Below are 19426 nucleotides of genomic sequence, written 5' to 3'. Positions count from 1 at the left end.
AAAAATGAAAAAAATATAAAAAATTATGGTGGAAAATAAATTTTACAAAGGGAGTGAAACTTCAGAAGAAGAATGGATGAATAGGGAAGCAAAGCAGAATGATAAAATTTTTGAAAATGAAGTTGATAGTATTTTGGGATTTATTTATTTATTAAAAGACAACAGAATATTGGTAATAAATGGAAATAAAAAAATATTAAAAGAAATAAAAGTTACAGATTATAAAGATACAGATATTGCTGTTTATAAGGGTATTTTTTATGTTTATGATAATGGGAAAGTGTATGAATATTCACTTAAAAATTTGAAAGAAATAAAAAGGTATGATGTAAATTAAAATTATCAGATTTATTAATTTCATAAAAAATATATTGACAAATTTTAAATTTTAGTTTAAAATAATATTAATTAAAATTTAATAAATATAAAGAAGGGGGAAATAAAATTATTTAAAATATCATATAAAATTAAAATATGTTGATTGAAAATGATTTTTATGGTATTGGAAGTAATTTTGAAAGGAATATGAGGAATAAAAATGTTATAAATCAGACTAATCGGACTATTTTGTTTGAGGAAATTAATCCAGAAAAGATGGATATTTTGACACTTGTTAATGATGCTAGAGATATGGATTCATTGGATGATGAGAATATTATTGAGATTAATAGGCATCTTTTGGTTGGGAGCTTTGAGGAGTTTTTGGAAAAATTTGATCCGAAAGTGTATAGTTATTTTGATGCAGAGAGTCAGAGTATTAGGTATATTTTGAAAAAGCCTGAGGGAGTACCTGAGGATTTGGTGACAGAGATTAAGATTAATAATGGAAATACATTTTTTAAAATGCTTAGTACGTTAATTGAAGCAAGAAAATCACAAGGAAATAGAAACGTAGATTTTAAATTTGAAAATATTTTGGAACTGATTTCTCCAAAGAAGGTTATTGAGGATATTAAGCAGACAAGAAAAGAAATTGCTTATATTTATCAGAAATATGAAGAATTGGATGATGAAAATCCTAAAAAATTGGAATTAGGAGACAAACTTAATACAAAATTTGAAGAGGCTTCGGAAAATTATAGTAATGTACTGGGAATGTTGCCGCTTGCGATTGAAGATATAAAAACTCGGCTGCTAATTGGAAATGATTCAAATAATTTCAAATCAGAGAAAATAAAATTGGGAATGTTACAGGTTGGAGAAAAAGGAGAGCTTGAGGTAATTGAGTATAAACAGGAAAATCAAAATTCACTTGCGATGATTGAAGAAAAAAATACGACAGCTCTGGTTGAAGCCTTTAGGGATGATTATGAAAATGTGACAGATGAGCCAAATAAATATATTAGCGATCTGGTTGTTAGAACATTTGTGCCACTTGCGAAAACATTTGTAGATGTTGATCCTGAACAGGAAGTTCAAAATTATAATAATTATCTGGCATTTTATAAATCAGCTCAAGAGGATTTTATAAAAATTGCTAAGCCCTTGATTGAGAAGATATTGGGCGTGAAAATGTTTTTTGAGCAATATGATGTTAGAATGGGGCTTATGAAACCGACACTTTTGATTACAAATGTGAAGCCTGAAATGATTGTAAAGGCTGGGAATAAAGATAAATTACGTGCATTTTTGAATACGACTAATGAGAAAAATGATTTCGATAATACGGTATGGTTTGGGATTTATCCAAATGTTGATTTAGATATAAAAAAATCAGAAAAAAAAGTTCGTGCAAGATTTATGGGAACAAAAAATGAAGAAAAAACTGAAAAAAATACTATAGAAGTATTGACAAATTTAATGACTGTATTAGCAGAATACAAGGTTCAAGTATTTTTTAACTTTGAAGGGAAGCCTGAAACATCGTTTGACAATCTTGCAACAACTGGTGTAGATAAATATATTGAAAAAACTCAAGTTTTAGAAAATCAAAGATATTCTGAATATTTAATTCCAGTAATTCCTAATTTTACAATAATTCCAAAGGATAAATCAGGAGTTATGCTGGATTATAAAATGAAATTTGAAGAGGAAACAGGAGTATCACTTTCAAAGGAACAAGAAGATTTGTTGAAATTTTGGATTGAAGGTGTGTATATAGATGCGGCTTATGTTGCAGCTGGAATAATCGGTGCAACACAATGTCCAAATTATCTAAAGGAAAGATTTTCAAATGTTTCGCCACTTTATCCAGGAGTACGTTTTGATATTGAAGAAAAGGATAACTCGTATCATGCGAAAACAACGATGTCTAAGGAAATATCAGGATTTACAAATACAATAAAAGATAGAATAAATCAGTTTAATTATGGATTTGTATTTTCATCTGACAATGCAAATGTAGCACGTGAAAAAATTAGAAATATTGTTGTTTATAAAGCAAGAACTTTACTAAAAAATTTAGATGGAGGATATGAGCCGCTTTATAAGACACTTACAACAACATATATTGAAAGAACGTTAAGGTTCACAACAACAGACTTTAAAGAAGATAAACTAAATATGTTTTTTAGCACAAATCCTGAAAGCCAAAAATCAATTTGGCTAAAAGATACAAAATTTGTAAACGGAATTATGCAAAAAGGAGATGACTTATCTCATGTAATTGATGTGGATAATGGAATTTGTCAATTAAATATAACTTTTGCAGGAAACTTAAAAAATCTGCAAGTTGAAATTAATAAAAATTATTAGCGCTGTTTCTTCTTTAAACAGTAAATTTATTACAGTTTTTGAATTAAATGTTATTTAACAAGGGGAATAAAGGCCCCCTTGTTTATAAATATTGTTTTTATTTTGGGATAAAGTTTGATACAAAAAATAAAATTGGGGGAAAAATGATTGAGAATAAATATCCAATATTTGGACATGGGCAGGTAATAAATAAAGAATCACTTGATTTATTGAGAGACAATCCTGCAGAATTGACAGATTTAATGTATTTGGATAAAAAAGATGGGATAATTTCAGGATTTGAGCTTGTTACAAATTTTGATGCTAAGCAGGTAATTGTAACAAGGGGAATTGTTAAATGCGGCAAAAAAATCTTTTGGATGAATGAAGATTATAAATTTGATATGCCTGAAATTGAGAATAGATATGTTTTAAAATTAAAATTATTTTCAGATATTGAAGAAAGAAAATTTTATATTAGAAATGCTGATTTTTCTTTGGAAATTTTAGATATTGAAGCGAATAATAATAAAAATGTTGAAATTGAAAATAAAATAACAAACAATCTGGAAGTTTGGCAAGAAAGTGATGATAAAGCAAAAAGAGTTTGGGAAAATAAAATTGGTGAAATTGAAATAACACGTTTTATTACAAGAATTGGAGCAGAACTTAGAAATGATTACAATAGCTTTCGAGATTTAAGACGAGATTTTAATTTACTGGAACTTATAAATACAAAATATTCCTCAAGGCACGAATTTGGAACACTTCATCCTAAAATTTTGGAATTATTTGGAAAAGAGGCTTCCAAAAAGGAAAATTTGGATATTTATGATGTGAATTTTTATGTAAACTGTTTAAACAGAAATGTAGAAAGGGACATTATAATTGCTTATATTAATTTAAAATTACAAATGGAGCAAGAAAATTACTCTAATGAAGAACTTTATCAATATTTAGTCAAAATTTTGGATAATTTGGGAAAAGATAGAAAGATTAATGAAAAAAAGAGAGTTATTCCTAGAAAAATAACTATTGAATAAAGAAAATATTAGACCTGTTCGATAACTATACAAACTTAGAATTTAATAAAATAAATATCTTGAAGCAAGGGGTCTTGACCCCTTGTATAGATAAAAAAACTTAGGTTATCGAACATATCTATTAGAAAATTTTTAATAAAATTTAGCAAAAAGTTACAGAATTTGTGTAAGCAGAAGTAATCAATTTTATTTATTACAAGGGGCTTTAGCCCCTTGTTTTAATGATATTTAACCTAAAAAAATTAATCTACTGCAAATAGGAATTGGCTTCCTGCATAAAGTCCCAATTTATTTTTGTTTAGTTTAAATGTGTAGTTTCCATCTGTCAGGCTGTCATTTTTTTCATTAAAAGTTAGATTTTTAGTGTCAACTTGTGTTCCGTTTTCTGATTCACCTTTGTAAGTTATTTTGTACTGATTGTTTTGCTTAGAAAATACTAAAACTCTATCTTCCATTGGAATTTCTTTACCAATAAGTTTATCTACATGCTGTAAAGTTTGGCTGGTCTTTACTTCTTCGGGTTTTACTTGTGAAGGTGGTTGAATATTAGAATTTTCATTAATATTTTCTGTGGTTTTTTCTGCAGCTTGTACAGCTGGTTGAGATTCTTTTGGAGCAGAGGAATTTTCTTGAGAAGCACTGGCATTATTTTTATCTGCAGTTTGCTGTTCAATTTGAATTTCATCTTGATCTTCATCTTGTTTTGCTTCTTTTTTTCCACAGCTAATTATGGCAAAGATTGCTAAACATCCTAATAACATATATTTTTTTAGATTCATAAATTATCACGTCCTTTTAATTAAATTTTATTTTGTAATTGATTTTAAAGTAATAATAGCTAATTCTTTTAAAAATTTGAGTAAAATATGTAAAAAATATTGAATTATTTATAGATATAATCAACTTTTTATTTTAAACTAGAATTGCTATATTATAACTATATTTTATATTGTTTTTATAAAAATTACAAGAGTTTTATTACAATAAAAATTATAAATTATATTAAAGTACAGCAATTAAAAAAAATTTAAGAGCTATTGAAGGAATATAATTACTATATTTTTATAGGAATTTTAGGGCATTTAATAAATAAATTTTTATAAATGATTAAAAAATTAGAAAAAGGACTATTATTTTTTGGAAAAATATGATATAATAATTACAGATAACCAAAAGCAAGAAGTAAATGTAACAAAAATAGATATTTGTAACAGTAACAAGTTGTTTGAGGTATTAAATTTTTAGGAGGTAATACTTTGTTAGGTAAAGTAAAATGGTTTAATGAAAAAAAAGGATTCGGATTTATTTCAGGAGAAGATGGAAATGATTATTTCTTACATTTCTCAAAAATCAATAAAGAAGGATTCAAGACAGTTAACGAAGGTGAAGAAGTAAGTTTTGATGTAGAAGAAGGACCAAAAGGACCTCAAGCAACAAATGTAATTTCTCAATAATCGATTAATTAATTTTGTGTAAAAAAGGCTGTTTCAAAATGGTAAATTTTGGGATAGCTTTTTTCTTTATTTTTTATAGGATATATATGGAAAGCGAGGAGATATTATGTTAGTAGATTATCATATGCACTTTGAATATGGAAGTTATGATGAAAATTATGTAAATCCGTTTTTTGAAAAAGCAAAAGAAATGGGACTGGCGGAAATAGGGATTACAGAGCATACTCATGGATTTAAGGAATTTAAAGACTTATATTATAATGAGCTGATTTTGGATGATAGTGAAACTGGAAATTTTCAGAAAAAATGGCTTGAACAGAAAACTAAATTTGTCCATACATTGGATGAATACAGAGATTTTATAAATAAATTGAAAGCAAAAGGCTATCCAGTAAAATTTGGAATAGAAGTATGTAATTTTAGAAATCAGGAAAAAGTTAAAGAAATATTGTCTAAATATGATTTTGATTATTTAATTGTTTCAATTCATTTTATTAAAGGCTGGGGATTTGATTTTAGTGCTTTAAAGCATAAATTTACAGATGGGGATTTAGTGCAGATTTGGAAGGATTATGCAAAGGAAATTGAAGCTGTGGCAAATACAGGGATGTATGATATTTTAGGGCATCCATTTAATTTGAGATTATTTAAAAATATTCCAGAAAAAAAAGATGTTGATAACTTGCTCGAAAGTACTGCTAAATGTCTGAAAAAAAATAATATGATTGTGGATGTAAATACTGGTACATTTTATCGGTATCCAATTAAAGAAATTACACCGTATAGGGATTTTATGGAATATGTAAAAAAATATGATATTCCTGTAATTTTATCAAGTGATTCGCATTATTCTGAACATGTCGGTATGAAAATAAAGGAGGCAGGAGAATATGTAAAGGAATTTGGAATTACTAAAATGGTAACTTTTGATAAAAGAAAGAGAAAAATGGTTGAAATTGGATAATATTTAATACTAAACTTTGTTTAAAAAACGAAAATTATATTTTATATTATTTTCTAGCAACTATAAAGAAATTTATAATTAATTCGTTGGTTAAATAGGAAGTATGTTTGAAACTATTTAAAGATTATATAAATTTATAGTTTAAGTAGAATAATCACAGTTTTTGAGTTTGATTCTGAATTAGCTTTACTATAATTGTAAATATGATTTGATAAGTTTAAATTTAATAATAAAAAATAGGGATTATTCCAAATATGAGTAATCCCTTTAATTTTATTATTTTTAATTTTTTCTTTTTTTTATGTCTTCCCAATCCAATGTTGTTGAAAATTCTTTTATAAATGCGATTAATATTCCTAAAAATATTCCTAAAAATAATGAACCAGCTATGACTAATTTTTTATTCAATGAAGGTTTTGTTATGGAATTTATGTATTTTACAACTGGAGTTGAATCATTTCTTAATAAACGGTAATAAGCTAGTCTTGATACAAGAGTATCTGTTAATGAATCTTTTGTAGTTCGGATGTCGATATTTTTTGCCATAAAACTGTATTGCTGATCTAAAAGTTTTATTTGTGAATCCAGGTATTTATTTTTTCTGTCAAGAAGATAATTTTGTGCAAGTATTGGATATTCCTTTGCAAAATTTTCTCCTTCGGATTTATTATTTGTAGAAAATTTTACTTTTACCATGGGATCATTTGTTTCAGATTGAGCAGTCAATCTTGTTGTCATTTCTTTTAGAAATTTATCATCTGGTAAATTTACATTTCTTAAAGTTTTTGAATTTTTTTTCAAGTAATTGAAAAAATCAAATGAACTTAATGAAAATTGTGAATCTTCTCCAATTTCTGTAAGGACTTTGTCATTTCCATAAAGTGTTATTTCTGATTTAAAAGATTTGTTTACAAATACGAAAATTGTTGATAATATCACGACTAATATTGTTGTTAAAGCAATTAAAGTTTTATCTTTATAAATAATTTTGATTATCATATTGGCATCAATTGCCTGTGGGTTTTTGTTATCCATTTTTTCTTTTCCTTTCTTTTTAAGTTTTAGATTAAAATTTATATATTAATTTTATCAAAAAAATAGTAAAATGACAATGGAAAATTTAAAAAATAAAATATAAATTTTTGATATTTTTATAATTTTAAAAATTGGGACGATTTCTTTTGAGTAAAAAATTGGAAACATAAATGAAAATATGTTATAATTTGGGAAATTATGAAAATAATTTTTTATTTAGTAAGGAATTATTGGTGAAAAGGATACTAATAATTTTATCAGCATTTTAAGTCTTAATGTATTTTCTGATGTTGTAGTAAATGCTGATGATAAAGAAGTAGGATATTATTTTAATCAAAAAATTAATAATGCTAAAGTGATAAATATTCAAAGTGAAAAAGATATAAAAAATGTAAAAGATGAAACAAATCAAGATGCAATAAAAGAAGTAATAGAGTTGTCTAAAAAAGAATTTAACGAAATAATAAATGAAAAATCAAAAAATACTTTTTTGGAAAGTATAAAATATTTTTATAGTGATGAAGAAAAAATGAAAGATTTACTTTTGAAGTCTGTAAAAGAAGATAAAAATAATTATTTGGCATATTTTTATTTAGGTTATTATGAGCAATATTTGAACGATAATCCAAAACAAGCGATTGAATATTACAAACAAGCAATAAAGATTAATTCTGAATATCCGATGGCGTATAATAATTTGTCAGATTCCTATGAGGAAATAGGAAATAAAAATGAAACTGAAAAAATTCGAAGACAGCTGACTTCATTATTTCCAGATTTTCCTGAAACATATTATCAGGCAGGAATGAAATATAGAAAAGAAAAAAATTTTTTAAAGTCAACAGAAAGTTTTGAAATAGCTATAAAAAAATATAAAAATTTATCTAATACTAAATTTTATACATATTTAGGTTCAGATTTAAAAAAAGAATACATAATGGATGCAGAATTATATATTATAACTAATTATTTAAATACTAAAAATTTCTTAAAAGCACTAGATTATTTTTCAACTATTTATCCAAACATGAAACAAAATAAATATGAAAAACTTTCATATATAATAGAGGCTTTGGAAAATTATAATGAAAATGTGATAAAATCTAAAAATATTAATGAATACAAACAAAATTTAGAAAAAATAAAAAAATTTGATTTACAATAAATCTATTTTTTCAAAAATCAAGCCTATTTTATAAAAAATAAAATATAGAAATAAAAAAGTTCAAGAAAGGAAGTAAATAAATGTACATAGATCCAATAATAAAAGGAATAGAAATATCAGATATAAGAAAAATTCATGAAAAATTGTCGGCTTATAAAAATGTTATAAATATGACAATTGGAGAGCCAGATACAGATGCACCGCAAAAGGTGAAAGAAGCAGTTGCATATCATGCATTAAATAGTCCTATAAAATATTCGCCAGTAGGTGGGATTCCAGAATTAAGAGAAAAAATTGCAAAATTCTATAATGAAACTTTTGGTGGAAATTATAAAAAAGATAATGTTTTAGTTACGGTAGGTTCGACTGAAGGGCTTTCTTCTACACTTAAAACAATTCTTGCAGAAGATGATGAAGTTCTTATTCCAACTCCAGCGTATGTTGGGTATGAGCCATTGATTAGAGTTGCAAGAGCAAAAACAATTTTTATGGACTTGAAAGAAAATAATTTTGTGTTGACTGAGAAAATTTTGGAAAAATATATTACTAGCAAGACTAAGCTAATAATTTTGACTTATCCAAACAACCCATCAGGAATTACATTGCCTGAAGAAGAAATGGTTAAGATAGTAAAATTTTTAAAAGGTAAAGGAATTTACTTATTAAGCGATGAAATTTATGCTTCAATTTCATTTGAAAAATTTACATCTTTTGCAAAATATTATGAAGAATTAAAAGAGCAATTGATAGTTGTTAATGGTTTTTCAAAATCACATTCGATGACTGGATATAGATTAGGTTACACAATTGCTAGTGAAAATTTACAGTTACAAGTGAAAAAAATTAGCCAATACACAGTTACAAGTGCTTCAACATTGTCACAATATGGAGCAATTGCAGCATTAGATTACTGTTCAGACACGACTGAATTGTCAGAAATTTACAAAAAAAGAGTTTACTATTTTGTGGAAGAACTGGAAAAATTAGGATTCAAGTGCTTGAAACCTAAAGGAGCATTTTATGTATTTGCGACATATAAAACAATTGAAAAGTTTAAAAATGTAAAGTCATTCGACTTTATTTTGGATTTATTGGAAAAAACTGAACTGGCAATAATTCCAGGAATTACATTTCAAGTGGAAGGATATGTAAGATTTTCAATTGTGCATGACTTGCCTGTATTGGAAGAAGCGATTGCGAGATTGAAAAAATATATTGAATCTAAGTAAATAATATTTAAGAAATAGTTATTTCTCTTTTCGCTTTACAAATAAAATATTATTTTTTAAATTAAATAAATTTACTAAAAGTCTTTAGAGTATTTAACTTGCTAAAATATAAAATTGGAGGATATAATGATAGAAACAATAGAGAAACATAGAGTTAAAATTGGAAATATTATAGCAAAAGAAATAGATAATGTGAAAAATAGGGATGAAATGTTAAGAGCTTTAAAAAAAATTGATGACTTTATATTAGAATATCCTTATGATAAAAATGCATATGCAAATAGAGCATATGTTTTAGAGCTTTTAGGCTTTTATGAATTGGCACTTAATGATTTGCAAAGAGTAGCTTATTTGGATTCTGAAGATAAAAAATGTCGTGTTATAAAAGGTCAGATTTTACTTAAATTGGGGAAATTTGAAAATGGATGGTCATTATATGAATGGCGTCGAGGATTTAATCCAAAAAATAATAAAGAGCTTCCTTATGCTGAAATGGATAAAGCTATTGGACTTCCTTACTGGAATGGAGAAAAATTGAAGGAAAATGAGAAATTATTTATCTTATTTGAACAAGGATTTGGAGATAATATTCAATTTTATAGATTTATTTCATATTTAAAGGATAAAGGAATAAAATTAGTCGTTGCAATTAATCCTGTATTAGATGAATTGATAAACTATAATTTAAAGAAACTTGGAGATGGAGTTGAAATCCAAAAAAAAGATGAAAAATTTGGGAAGAATTGCAGTTATTATATTTTTTCAATGAGTTTGCCGCATATTTTAAAAATGTATGATTCAATTAAAATTCCAGGAAAAACAAAATATTTAGAAGTACCAACTAAATTTTTACAAAAATGGAAGAATAAATTGAAAAAGACATATAAGAAAAAGGTAGGGATATTCTGGGAAAGTAATAGTTCACATGATAAAGGAAGATTTAGAAATATTTCATTTGAAAAGGTAAAAGAGTTGTTTAACACGGATGTTGAATTTCATTGTCTTCAAAAAAAATTATTGGATGATGAAAAAAATAAAAAAATGTGGGGGGGGGGTACAAAAACCTTTATTTCTGGGATGATGAATTGGATGATTTTTGTGATACTGCAGCGGTTATTTCTCAAATGGATTTGGTTATAACAGTAGATACAGCTGTTGCTCATCTATCTGGAGCATTGGGAAAGCCAACTTGGATATTGCTTTCTTATATCTCTGATTTTAGATGGGAACTTAATAGAAGTGACAGTTTTTGGTATGATAGTGTAAGACTTTTTAGGCAAAAAGAAGATTATTTGTGGGATGGGGTTATTAGTGAAGTTAAAGAAGAACTGAAAAAGTTTATTAAATAAAATTATTTCTTATTAGAATAGTAGATTTGTTATAAAGTAAATAAATATCATTTCTACTTTTTTTATAGGATTTTATGAAAAATAAAACATTTTAATGGAGATGGAATGGAAAATAAGGAAAAGAAAATTTTAAGAAAAGGTGATAAAATACAGCTGAAAATAGCAGGACTTAATACGAAAGGTCGTGCGTACGGTTTTTATGGAGATGACGAAAATCGTATTTTTCCAAATATAAATGCAGCTGAAGGGCAAATTGTTGAAGGAATTTTTGTGAAGAGAAGAAGAAAATATGAATTGATTCGATGTGAAATTATTGATTTTGCAGGAAGAAAAAATACGATTTATGACGAAATTGCTAGACAAAATGGTGGTTGTAATTATCAGTATTATTCATATGATGAGCAACTTGCGATGAAAAATTCTAACATTGAAAAAGAGGTGAAGAAAATTGCAAAATATGATTTTACTTTTGAAGAGCCGGTTAGAAGTGTCGAAGTAGAAAAATATCGAAATAAAATGGAATTTAGCTACGGAAATGCTGTGAAAGATGGGCCTATGATTTTGGGACTTCATAAACAAAACAGTTTTCATGATATTGTTGAAGTAGATGGATTGAAATTGATGGATGATAACTTTAATAAAATTTATATTTTTTGTAATGAATTTTCAAAAGCGACAGGGCTGGATTTTTATCATAGATTGGATCATATTGGCTTTTTTAGGAATTTGGTTATTAGAAAAGCGGATTTTACGAAACAAATTTTAGTAAATATGGTTACGACAACTCAAATTGAAGATGAGAAAAAATTGGAATTTCAAAAAGGTTTAGTTGAAGGATTGTTGGCTTTGGAGCTTGAAAAAGGGTTTAAAATAACAGGAATTTTACATACATTTAATGACAATTTTTCTGATTCGGTTGTTTCTGAAAGTGAGGAAATTCTTTTTGGAAAAAGAGATTTGGAAGAAGAAATTTTAGGATTAAAATTTAAAATTAGTCCGTACAGTTTTTTTCAAACAAATTCAAAGACAGTGGCAAAATTATACGGAAAAGTATTGGATTATTTAGATGAAATTGACGGGGAAAATATTCATAATTCAGTTGTTTTTGATTTATTCAGTGGAACAGGTACGATTGGACAGATTGTTTCAAAGAAGGCAAAACAGGTTTATGGAATTGAGCTTGTAGAAGAGGCTGTTGAAAAAGCAAATGAAAATGCAAAATTGAATGGTATCGAAAACGCACATTTTATCGCAGGAGATGTTTTTGAAAAATTAGATGAGTTTGATAAAAATGGAATCAAGCCAGATATTATAATTTTGGATCCGCCTCGTGCAGGTGTTGGTGAAAAGACGCTTAATAAATTGTTGAAATACGATGTGAAAGATATAATTTATGTGTCTTGCAATCCAAAAACATTTAATATTGATTTGAAGGTTTTGCAAGAAAAAGGGTATGAGCTGGTGAAGATGGTTACGGTTGATATGTTTCCAGTTACGCCACATATGGAAGTTGTGTCGAGATTGAGAAAGTTAATTTAGTAGGAAACTAACTGGGAAAAGGAATTTTTTATTTGTAATGTTGGTTGTAAAAGTAGGGTGTATTATCAAGTCAGGCACAACAAAAGAGTAAAAATAATAATTGACAACTTCTTATAAATATAGTATATTATATATGAACAAGTGTTCACATATTAAAATTAAATATTATTGTAATTAATAAAAAAGTTGGAGGTTGCCATGAAAAACAATGAATGTGTGTTGACTATTGAAGGGCTGGATTGTCCTAATTGTGCGGCTAAAGTTGAACGGAAGATAAATACTTTGGAAGGGATTAAGGAGGCTACGGTTGATTTTCTTGGTAAGAAGATAGTAGTTCATGCTGATGAAATTTCTGAAAATGAACTTGCTGAGATTATTCAGGCGGAAGTGGATAAAATTGAGGATGGGGTTAAAGTTTTTGTTCCAAAAGTCCAGGCAGGAGAGAGTTCTTCTGAAGAGGAAGATACAGGTAAAATTAAGAAAAAATTGCTAATTGGCGGAATTTTATTCGTATTGGGAATTTTTGTTCCAAAAACTTTATTTATTCCAAAACTTGCAGTATTTTTGATAAGTTATCTTATAATTGGTAGCGATGTTCTGATTTCTGCATTTAAAAATATATTGAATGGGCAAGTTTTTGATGAAAATTTTTTGATGGCAATTGCAACTATCGGGGCATTTGCTATTGGAGAGTATCCTGAAGGTGTAGCTGTTATGTTATTTTATCAGATTGGTGAGCTGTTTCAAGGGATTGCGGTTAATAATTCTAGAAAATCCATTGTTTCACTTATGGATATACGCCCTGATTATGCTAATATTAAAGTTGGAGAAGGAATAAAAAAAGTTTCGCCTGAAAAAATAAAAGTTGGAGAAATTATTGTGGTAAAACCAGGGGAAAAAGTTCCTTTGGATGGAAAAATAGTAAATGGGGCTTCAACTTTTGATACTTCGGCTTTGACTGGGGAATCACTACCAAGGGAAGCAAAGGCTGGAGATGATGTTTTAAGTGGATTTATAAATAAAACTGGGCTTATAGAAATTCAAGTTACAAAAATATTTTCTGAATCTACTGTTTCAAAAATACTTTATTTAATGGAAAATGCTGGAAGCAAAAAATCAAAGACAGAAAATTTTATAACAAAATTTGCAAGATATTATACTCCAGTAGTTGTTATTACAGCATTAATTTTGGCAATATTTCCCCCTCTATTAATTCAAGGTGCAACTTTTTCAGATTGGATTTATCGTGCTTTGATATTTCTTGTAGTATCTTGTCCTTGTGCTTTGGTTATTTCTATTCCTTTAGGATTTTTTGGTGGAATTGGCGGGGCTTCAAAGCATGGGATTTTGATAAAAGGGACAAATTATTTGGAAGTTTTGAATAATTTGGAAAGTGTTGTTATGGATAAGACTGGAACTTTGACAAAGGGAATTTTTAAAGTTACAGAAGTAAATGCTGAAAACAATATAAAAATTAATGATTTTCAAAATAATAAAACTGAATTGACAAAACCTTTGTTATTAAAATATGCTGCACATATTGAAAAATTTTCTAATCATCCTATTGCACAGTCAATAGTTTTAGAATATGAAAATTCTGAATCTAAAGTTGATGAAAATGTTGTAAAGAATTTTGAGGAAATCTCAGGATTTGGAATAAAAGTTAGTATAAATAACCATCAGTTTTTGGCTGGAAATTCTAAGTTAATGAATTTGGAAAATATTAATTTTGATAAAAAAGAAAATTTAGGAACTGCGATTTATTTGGCAGCTGATGGAAAATATATTGGAAATATATTAATTTCAGATGAAGTGAAGGAAGATTCTGAAAAAGCGATTAAAGGCATGAAGGAAAATGGAGTAAAGGAAATAGTGATGCTTACTGGTGATAATGAAGCCATTGGTAAGAATATAGCTAAAAAACTTGGAATTGATAAAGTATTTACTGAGCTTCTTCCAAATGAAAAAGTGGAAAAACTCGAAGAAATTTATAAAGCTAAAAGTCAAAAAAGTAAAATTGCTTTTGTGGGTGATGGAATAAATGATGCTCCTGTGCTTGCCAGAGCTGATCTTGGGATTGCAATGGGCGGTGCTGGAAGTGATGCGGCAATTGAAGCGGCTGATATTGTAATAATGAATGATGAGCCATCTAAAATAGTAACAGCCATTAAAATTGCTAAAAAGACAAAGGAAATTGTATGGCAAAATATTACTATTGCATTTGCTGTAAAAATAATTGTTATGATTTTAGGACTTTTTGGTGATGCAACAATGTGGGAAGCTGTATTTGCTGATGTTGGAGTCGCATTGCTTGCTGTCTTGAATGCTGCAAGAGTTTTGAGATATAACCCAGAATCTTCAAATAAATAATATAAGCAAAAAAGTTAGAAGAATATATTCTTTTATGAATTGACTTCTAATTTTTTTATTAATACTATTCCCTGTTTAAAAAGCGGATATTTATTTTAATTATCTAAAAGAAAATATTAGGTTTAATCTATTAAAAAGATTTATAATGTATTCGTTATTAAAATGGGGTTTAGTATAACAACAAAGTTTTTAAAATTTTTATTTTATTTTACAAAAGAAAAAATTTGCAAATACTTATAAAATCTGTTATCATAAATTTAAGAAAATATTGAAATTCAATGGAGGCATAGTAGTGGAAAATATTATTTCTATGAATGATATGAAAAAAGAAGAAATTCTTGATATTTTAAAACTGGCAAGAAAAATTGAAAATTGTTCAGAAGAGGAAAAATTGGAATTTTTACATGGTAAAATTATTTCAACCTTGTTTTTTGAGCCAAGTACACGTACCAAAATGTCGTTTGAATCGGCTGCAATGCGGCTTGGAGCAAATGTTTTATCATTACCGCCTGTGGAACAGTCGTCTGTAAAAAAAGGAGAATCTTTTACAGATACTATAAAAATGGTTGAGGCATATTCAGATGTGATTGTTGTAAGGCATCCATTTGATGGTGCAGCACGGCTTGCGGCAGAGACATCAAAAAAACCTGTAATAAATGCAGGAGATGGATCTAATCAGCATCCTAGCCAGACTTTACTCGATTTATATACAATTTTGGAAGAAAAGGGAACACTTGAAAATTTAAAAATTGCGTTTGTTGGAGATTTAAAGTATGGAAGAACAGTCCATTCATTGACAAAGGCACTTACACATTTTAATCCGACAATTTATTTTGTAGCACCGCAAATTTTACAAATGTCTGATTATTTATTGGAAGATTTGAAAAAAAATGGAATAAAATATGAAATTTTGGATGATTTTAGAAATTGCCTTGATAAAATTGACGTTTTCTATATGACTCGGATTCAGAAGGAAAGATTTCCAGATGTGGAAGATTATGAGAAAGTTAAGGGGATTTATGTTATAAATCGTGAAAATATCGTAGGAAAATGTAAAGATGACATGATAATTTTGCATCCTTTGCCAAGAGTTGATGAAATTGATACAAATTTAGATAATACAAAATATGCCTTATATTTTAAACAGGCTAAAAATGGGATTCCTATAAGACAGGCGATGATGATGACTGTTTTAGGAAAGGATAAGGAATTTTTTCTGTAAATTTATTATTTTAGAATAGGAAGTTTATTTTATGAAAGGAAAAGATTATGTCTGAAGGAAGAGAATTGCAAATAAGAGCAATAAAAAATGGAATTGTAATAGATCACATCCCATCGGAAAAAGTTTTTGCAATTGTGGAAATCTTAAAATTAAAGGAATACAGCGAAAGAATAACAGTTGCAGCAAATATGCCAAGTAGTTCGCTTGGGAGAAAAGGGATTATTAAAATTGAGGAAAAAATATTAGAAGAAAAGGAATTAAACAATATTTCACTATTAGCCCCAAATGTTACAATAAACATTATAGAAGATTATAAAGTTATTGAAAAGACAAAATTAGAACGGCTAGATAAAGTTGTCGGTCTTATGAAATGTGATAATCCAAAATGTATTTCAAATCGTGAAAATGTTAAGACAAAATTTGTTCGTGTAAAAAATGATTCTGAAAATTCAAATGGAAGTGATTTGAAAGAAAAGGCAAAATACAAATGTTTTTATTGTGAAAAAGTAATTTTGGAAGATGAGATACAAATTCAATAATTTAAGAATAGTTTATTAAAGAAAGGAAAGGTCAATGCCTAAAATAATTATAGAATCAAAAATATCTTCTAATGGTGCAGGAAATAGGTTTAAATTAAAAATAAATGATGAAAAAATTGTAGAAGTAAAATTTAATGAAAAAACAGAAATTGATGTAGACTATGGAGAACAAACGCTTCAAGTATGCAATAATTTTTTAATAAAAACTCCTAAAAAAGTTATAAATGTGGAATCAGATAATCAAAATTACAGAATAACACTTCATTTTAAAGCATGGGGAATTATTTTTGTCTTTCAGATTTTAATGGCAGCATTAATTATGAATATGCATCAAACAGCTGTTTTTATTGCAATTCCGATGTTTATTTTAGAAATTTTAATTTTGATTGTTATGGGAATGCTTGAAATAAGAGAAGTTAAAAGAAAGGATAGTTAAGGAATGACTAGAATTAATGAAAAAGCAAAAGAAAGAATATTTGTTGCATTGGATTATAACAATATGGAAGATGCAAAAAAGCTAGTTGAAGAGCTGGGAGATAATATTTCAATGTACAAGGTTGGGCTGGAAAGTTATCTTAATACAGATGGGAAATTAGTTGATTATTTACATGAAAAAGGGAAAAAAGTGTTTTTGGACTTAAAGTTTCATGATATTACAAATACTGTGAAAATGGCTTGTGCGAATGCAATTAAAAAAAATGTATTTATGTTTAATATTCATTGTTCAAACGGAAGCAAAACTATGAAAGAAGTTGCTGAATTAGTGAAAGAAAGCAATTCAGAAAGTCTTTTAATCGGAGTAACAATTCTGACAAATTTGGGAGAAAATGACATTTTTGAAATGTTTAAAAGTGAACTTAAATTAGAAGAAATTGTTTTAAATCTTGCCACACTTGCTAGAAATAGTGGAATGCACGGAATTGTGTGTTCGCCGCAGGAGGCAAAGAATGTAAAGGAAAAGTTAGGAAAGAATTTTGTGACAGTTTGTCCTGGAGTACGTCCTAAGTTTACATTAAATGCTAATGGAAAAAGTGATGATGACCAGACACGAATAATGACACCAGCAGACGCGATAAAGCAGGGAGTAGATTTTCTTGTTGTTGGACGTCCAATAACTAAGGCTAAAGATCCAGTTGGAAGTGCTAAATTAATTTTGGAAGAGATTTCAGAAGTATTATAAAATATTGATGTTATGAGAGTTTTTCTGAAAAATTGAAGAAAAAAAATTAAAATTCTTGAATAGAATTAATGTAAATCAAAGATAGATGTATTAAAATAAATAATACTAATATTAATCTTGTTTAAGAAAAGGATACGATCATTTATTTCAATAAAGAGTTTTGATGTTTGTAAATGTACAATTCAAAGTTTAAACAGATAAATAGTATAATTTATAATAGGCAATTGTAAAAATAAAAGCTATAAAATTGAATAATAGTATACTCAAACCCATTTAAAATCGTATAAACTTAGGGTTTGAGCAAAATAGTCATAGCTTTTGAGTTCAGTTTTAAATCTGTCTTACTATAATTTTTATATTAAGGATTAAAAATTTTATTATTTAAGAATCCCTAAAATTAAAAATGTTGTACTTATTAGGATTTTTGAACTTTTACAAATAGCTGAAAAATTAAAAAAAGGAGATTTTAAAAATGAAAAAAAGTGTATTGCTATTAGCATTGGGAATTTTGGGAGCGTACCAGTTAGGGTATAGTGAAAATACAGATATGAAAGTTGAAAAAAGTCGAAATGTGGAAGTAAAGCAAAATGAGGTTCAAACTAAAACTAAAATTCAGACTGAAGAAAATTCAGATGATGCAAATGCAGATAAAGCAAAAGAATCAAAAGAAGCAGATGAGGTAGAAAAAAATAGTAAAGAAGGAGCTGTTCAGGAAGTACAGTCAAATAAAAAAGAACATAAAGAAAAAGAACAAAAAAAAGCTCCAAAAGAACCAAAAGTTAAAAAATTGACACCAGAACAAGAGAGAAGGCTGGATGCAAGAGCAAGAAAAAATAAAGAGAAAAAAATGACATTAGATGAAAAATTGGATTTCCAAATTTTGAAAATGGAAAGAATGTTAAAAAGTTTGGAAGGTAAATAAAAATAATATTACTAATCAGTTTTTTAGTATAGATTAAATTAATCAATTTGGGAGTAGAAAATGGAAAAGAATAATATTATTCTAAAAAATGGAATCGATGTTTTTGGAAATAAAATTGAAATCTTGATAAATAATGATATTATTGAAAAAATTTCTGAAAATATTGATGAGAATGAATTTAAAAATAGTGAAAATTTAAAAATTATTGACGTTGGTAAAAAATTGGTAATGCCAGGAGTTATTGATGTACATACACATATGAGAGAGCCTGGAGTTACATACAAGGAGGACTTTGCAACAGGTTCACGTGCATGTGCCAAAGCTGGAGTTACGACTTTTTATGATATGCCAAATACGATTCCTACGACTACAACGTTAGAAAATTTAATGGAAAAGAAAAAATTGGCAAGTGAAAAATCAATTGTAAATTTTGGACTTCATTTTGGTGGAAGTAAAAATGATAATATTGAAGAAATAAAAAAAGTTTTGAAAAATAGGGAAGTCAATACAGTAAAAATTTTTATTAAATAGTACAAGAACACTCGCGACTTTAGTCGTGAGATAAATTGCACGAAAATTTTAGTAAGCATATAGGGAAACTTGTATGTAGACACGGAGCAAAACCGTGCAACAAAGAAACTGAACTGCTGGAAACTCTTAAAGCTAGTATGACCACAACATAATACCTAGGTAATAATATATGGTATAAGTGTGATGGTGGCGAAAGCAGAAAAAATATACT

The 19426-nt window shown here is 27.4% G+C and carries 19 protein-coding genes; 17 read left to right on the top strand and 2 right to left on the bottom strand.

Annotation, left to right across the window (positions count from 1 at the left end; all coding sequences use genetic code 11):
• The first annotated feature begins 25 nt into the window (after positions 1-25).
• The 3 genes from ACO409_RS01065 (at position 26) to ACO409_RS01055 (ending at position 3716) form a co-directional block, all read left to right on the top strand.
• Positions 26-337, top strand: a complete 312-nt coding sequence (locus ACO409_RS01065) for a hypothetical protein (RefSeq protein WP_485554020.1) — start codon at positions 26-28, stop codon at positions 335-337.
• Between the two features lie 188 nt (positions 338-525).
• On the top strand, positions 526-2694 hold the full coding sequence (locus tag ACO409_RS01060) for a transcriptional regulator (protein ID WP_485554018.1): 2169 nt from the start codon (positions 526-528) through the stop codon (positions 2692-2694).
• 143 nt (positions 2695-2837) lie between these two features.
• Entirely contained in the window at positions 2838-3716 is an 879-nt protein-coding gene (locus ACO409_RS01055; RefSeq protein WP_485554016.1) for a hypothetical protein, read from the top strand.
• A gap of 242 nt (positions 3717-3958) precedes the next feature.
• On the opposite strand, the gene ACO409_RS01050 is transcribed toward ACO409_RS01055, so the two are convergent.
• The gene (locus ACO409_RS01050; protein WP_485554015.1) at positions 3959-4495 is read right to left on the bottom strand and encodes a hypothetical protein; all 537 of its coding nucleotides are present in this window, start codon (positions 4493-4495) and stop codon (positions 3959-3961) included.
• A 477-nt stretch (positions 4496-4972) separates the two neighbouring features.
• On the opposite strand from ACO409_RS01050, the gene ACO409_RS01045 reads away from it, so the two are divergent.
• The gene (locus ACO409_RS01045) at positions 4973-5170 is read left to right on the top strand and encodes a cold-shock protein (protein ID WP_018450345.1); all 198 of its coding nucleotides are present in this window, start codon (positions 4973-4975) and stop codon (positions 5168-5170) included.
• Between the two features lie 106 nt (positions 5171-5276).
• Positions 5277-6134, top strand: coding sequence for a histidinol-phosphatase (locus ACO409_RS01040; RefSeq protein ID WP_485554013.1), 858 nt, complete (start codon positions 5277-5279; stop codon positions 6132-6134).
• A 282-nt stretch (positions 6135-6416) separates the two neighbouring features.
• Here ACO409_RS01040 and ACO409_RS01035 read toward each other — a convergent pair whose 3' ends face one another.
• The gene (locus tag ACO409_RS01035; RefSeq protein WP_485554011.1) at positions 6417-7169 is read right to left on the bottom strand and encodes a lipopolysaccharide biosynthesis protein; all 753 of its coding nucleotides are present in this window, start codon (positions 7167-7169) and stop codon (positions 6417-6419) included.
• A 355-nt stretch (positions 7170-7524) separates the two neighbouring features.
• On the opposite strand from ACO409_RS01035, the gene ACO409_RS01030 reads away from it, so the two are divergent.
• From ACO409_RS01030 to ACO409_RS00975, 12 genes are all read left to right on the top strand, one after another.
• Positions 7525-8334, top strand: coding sequence for a tetratricopeptide repeat protein (locus ACO409_RS01030; protein ID WP_485554009.1), 810 nt, complete (start codon positions 7525-7527; stop codon positions 8332-8334).
• An 80-nt stretch (positions 8335-8414) separates the two neighbouring features.
• Positions 8415-9563 (top strand): pyridoxal phosphate-dependent aminotransferase, encoded by a 1149-nt coding sequence (locus ACO409_RS01025; protein ID WP_485554007.1) that lies wholly within the window; start codon positions 8415-8417, stop codon positions 9561-9563.
• A 126-nt stretch (positions 9564-9689) separates the two neighbouring features.
• The gene (locus ACO409_RS01020) at positions 9690-10703 is read left to right on the top strand and encodes a tetratricopeptide repeat protein (RefSeq protein WP_485554005.1); all 1014 of its coding nucleotides are present in this window, start codon (positions 9690-9692) and stop codon (positions 10701-10703) included.
• Positions 10649-10912 carry a glycosyltransferase family 9 protein gene (locus ACO409_RS01015; RefSeq protein WP_485554003.1) on the top strand — a complete coding sequence of 88 codons (264 nt, stop codon included), beginning with the start codon at positions 10649-10651 and terminating at the stop codon, positions 10910-10912. The genes ACO409_RS01020 and ACO409_RS01015 overlap by 55 nt, the downstream gene beginning before the upstream one ends.
• A 105-nt stretch (positions 10913-11017) precedes the next feature.
• The gene (gene rlmD / locus ACO409_RS01010) at positions 11018-12451 is read left to right on the top strand and encodes a 23S rRNA (uracil(1939)-C(5))-methyltransferase RlmD (protein WP_485554001.1); all 1434 of its coding nucleotides are present in this window, start codon (positions 11018-11020) and stop codon (positions 12449-12451) included.
• Between the two features lie 198 nt (positions 12452-12649).
• On the top strand, positions 12650-14821 hold the full coding sequence (locus tag ACO409_RS01005) for a heavy metal translocating P-type ATPase (RefSeq protein WP_485553999.1): 2172 nt from the start codon (positions 12650-12652) through the stop codon (positions 14819-14821).
• Positions 14822-15113: 292 nt separating this feature from the next.
• Complete coding sequence (pyrB, locus tag ACO409_RS01000) at positions 15114-16043, top strand: aspartate carbamoyltransferase (protein WP_485553997.1); 930 nt, start codon at positions 15114-15116, stop codon at positions 16041-16043.
• Positions 16044-16090: 47 nt separating this feature from the next.
• Positions 16091-16582, top strand: a complete 492-nt coding sequence (gene pyrI / locus ACO409_RS00995) for an aspartate carbamoyltransferase regulatory subunit (RefSeq protein WP_485553996.1) — start codon at positions 16091-16093, stop codon at positions 16580-16582.
• A 34-nt stretch (positions 16583-16616) separates the two neighbouring features.
• A complete protein-coding gene (locus tag ACO409_RS00990; RefSeq protein WP_485553994.1) occupies positions 16617-17018 on the top strand; it encodes a hypothetical protein in 402 nt (133 codons plus the stop codon).
• A 3-nt stretch (positions 17019-17021) separates the two neighbouring features.
• Complete coding sequence (gene pyrF / locus ACO409_RS00985) at positions 17022-17762, top strand: orotidine-5'-phosphate decarboxylase (RefSeq protein WP_485553992.1); 741 nt, start codon at positions 17022-17024, stop codon at positions 17760-17762.
• Positions 17763-18234: 472 nt separating this feature from the next.
• Positions 18235-18684 (top strand): hypothetical protein, encoded by a 450-nt coding sequence (locus ACO409_RS00980; protein WP_485553990.1) that lies wholly within the window; start codon positions 18235-18237, stop codon positions 18682-18684.
• 60 nt (positions 18685-18744) lie between these two features.
• The gene (locus ACO409_RS00975) at positions 18745-19215 is read left to right on the top strand and encodes an amidohydrolase family protein (protein ID WP_485553988.1); all 471 of its coding nucleotides are present in this window, start codon (positions 18745-18747) and stop codon (positions 19213-19215) included.
• The last annotated feature ends 211 nt before the right edge of the window (positions 19216-19426 follow it).

The organism is Leptotrichia sp., assembly GCF_057270615.1.
The sequence above is the reverse complement of the archived record's forward strand: the minus strand, read 5'-3'. Positions and strand labels throughout refer to the sequence as shown.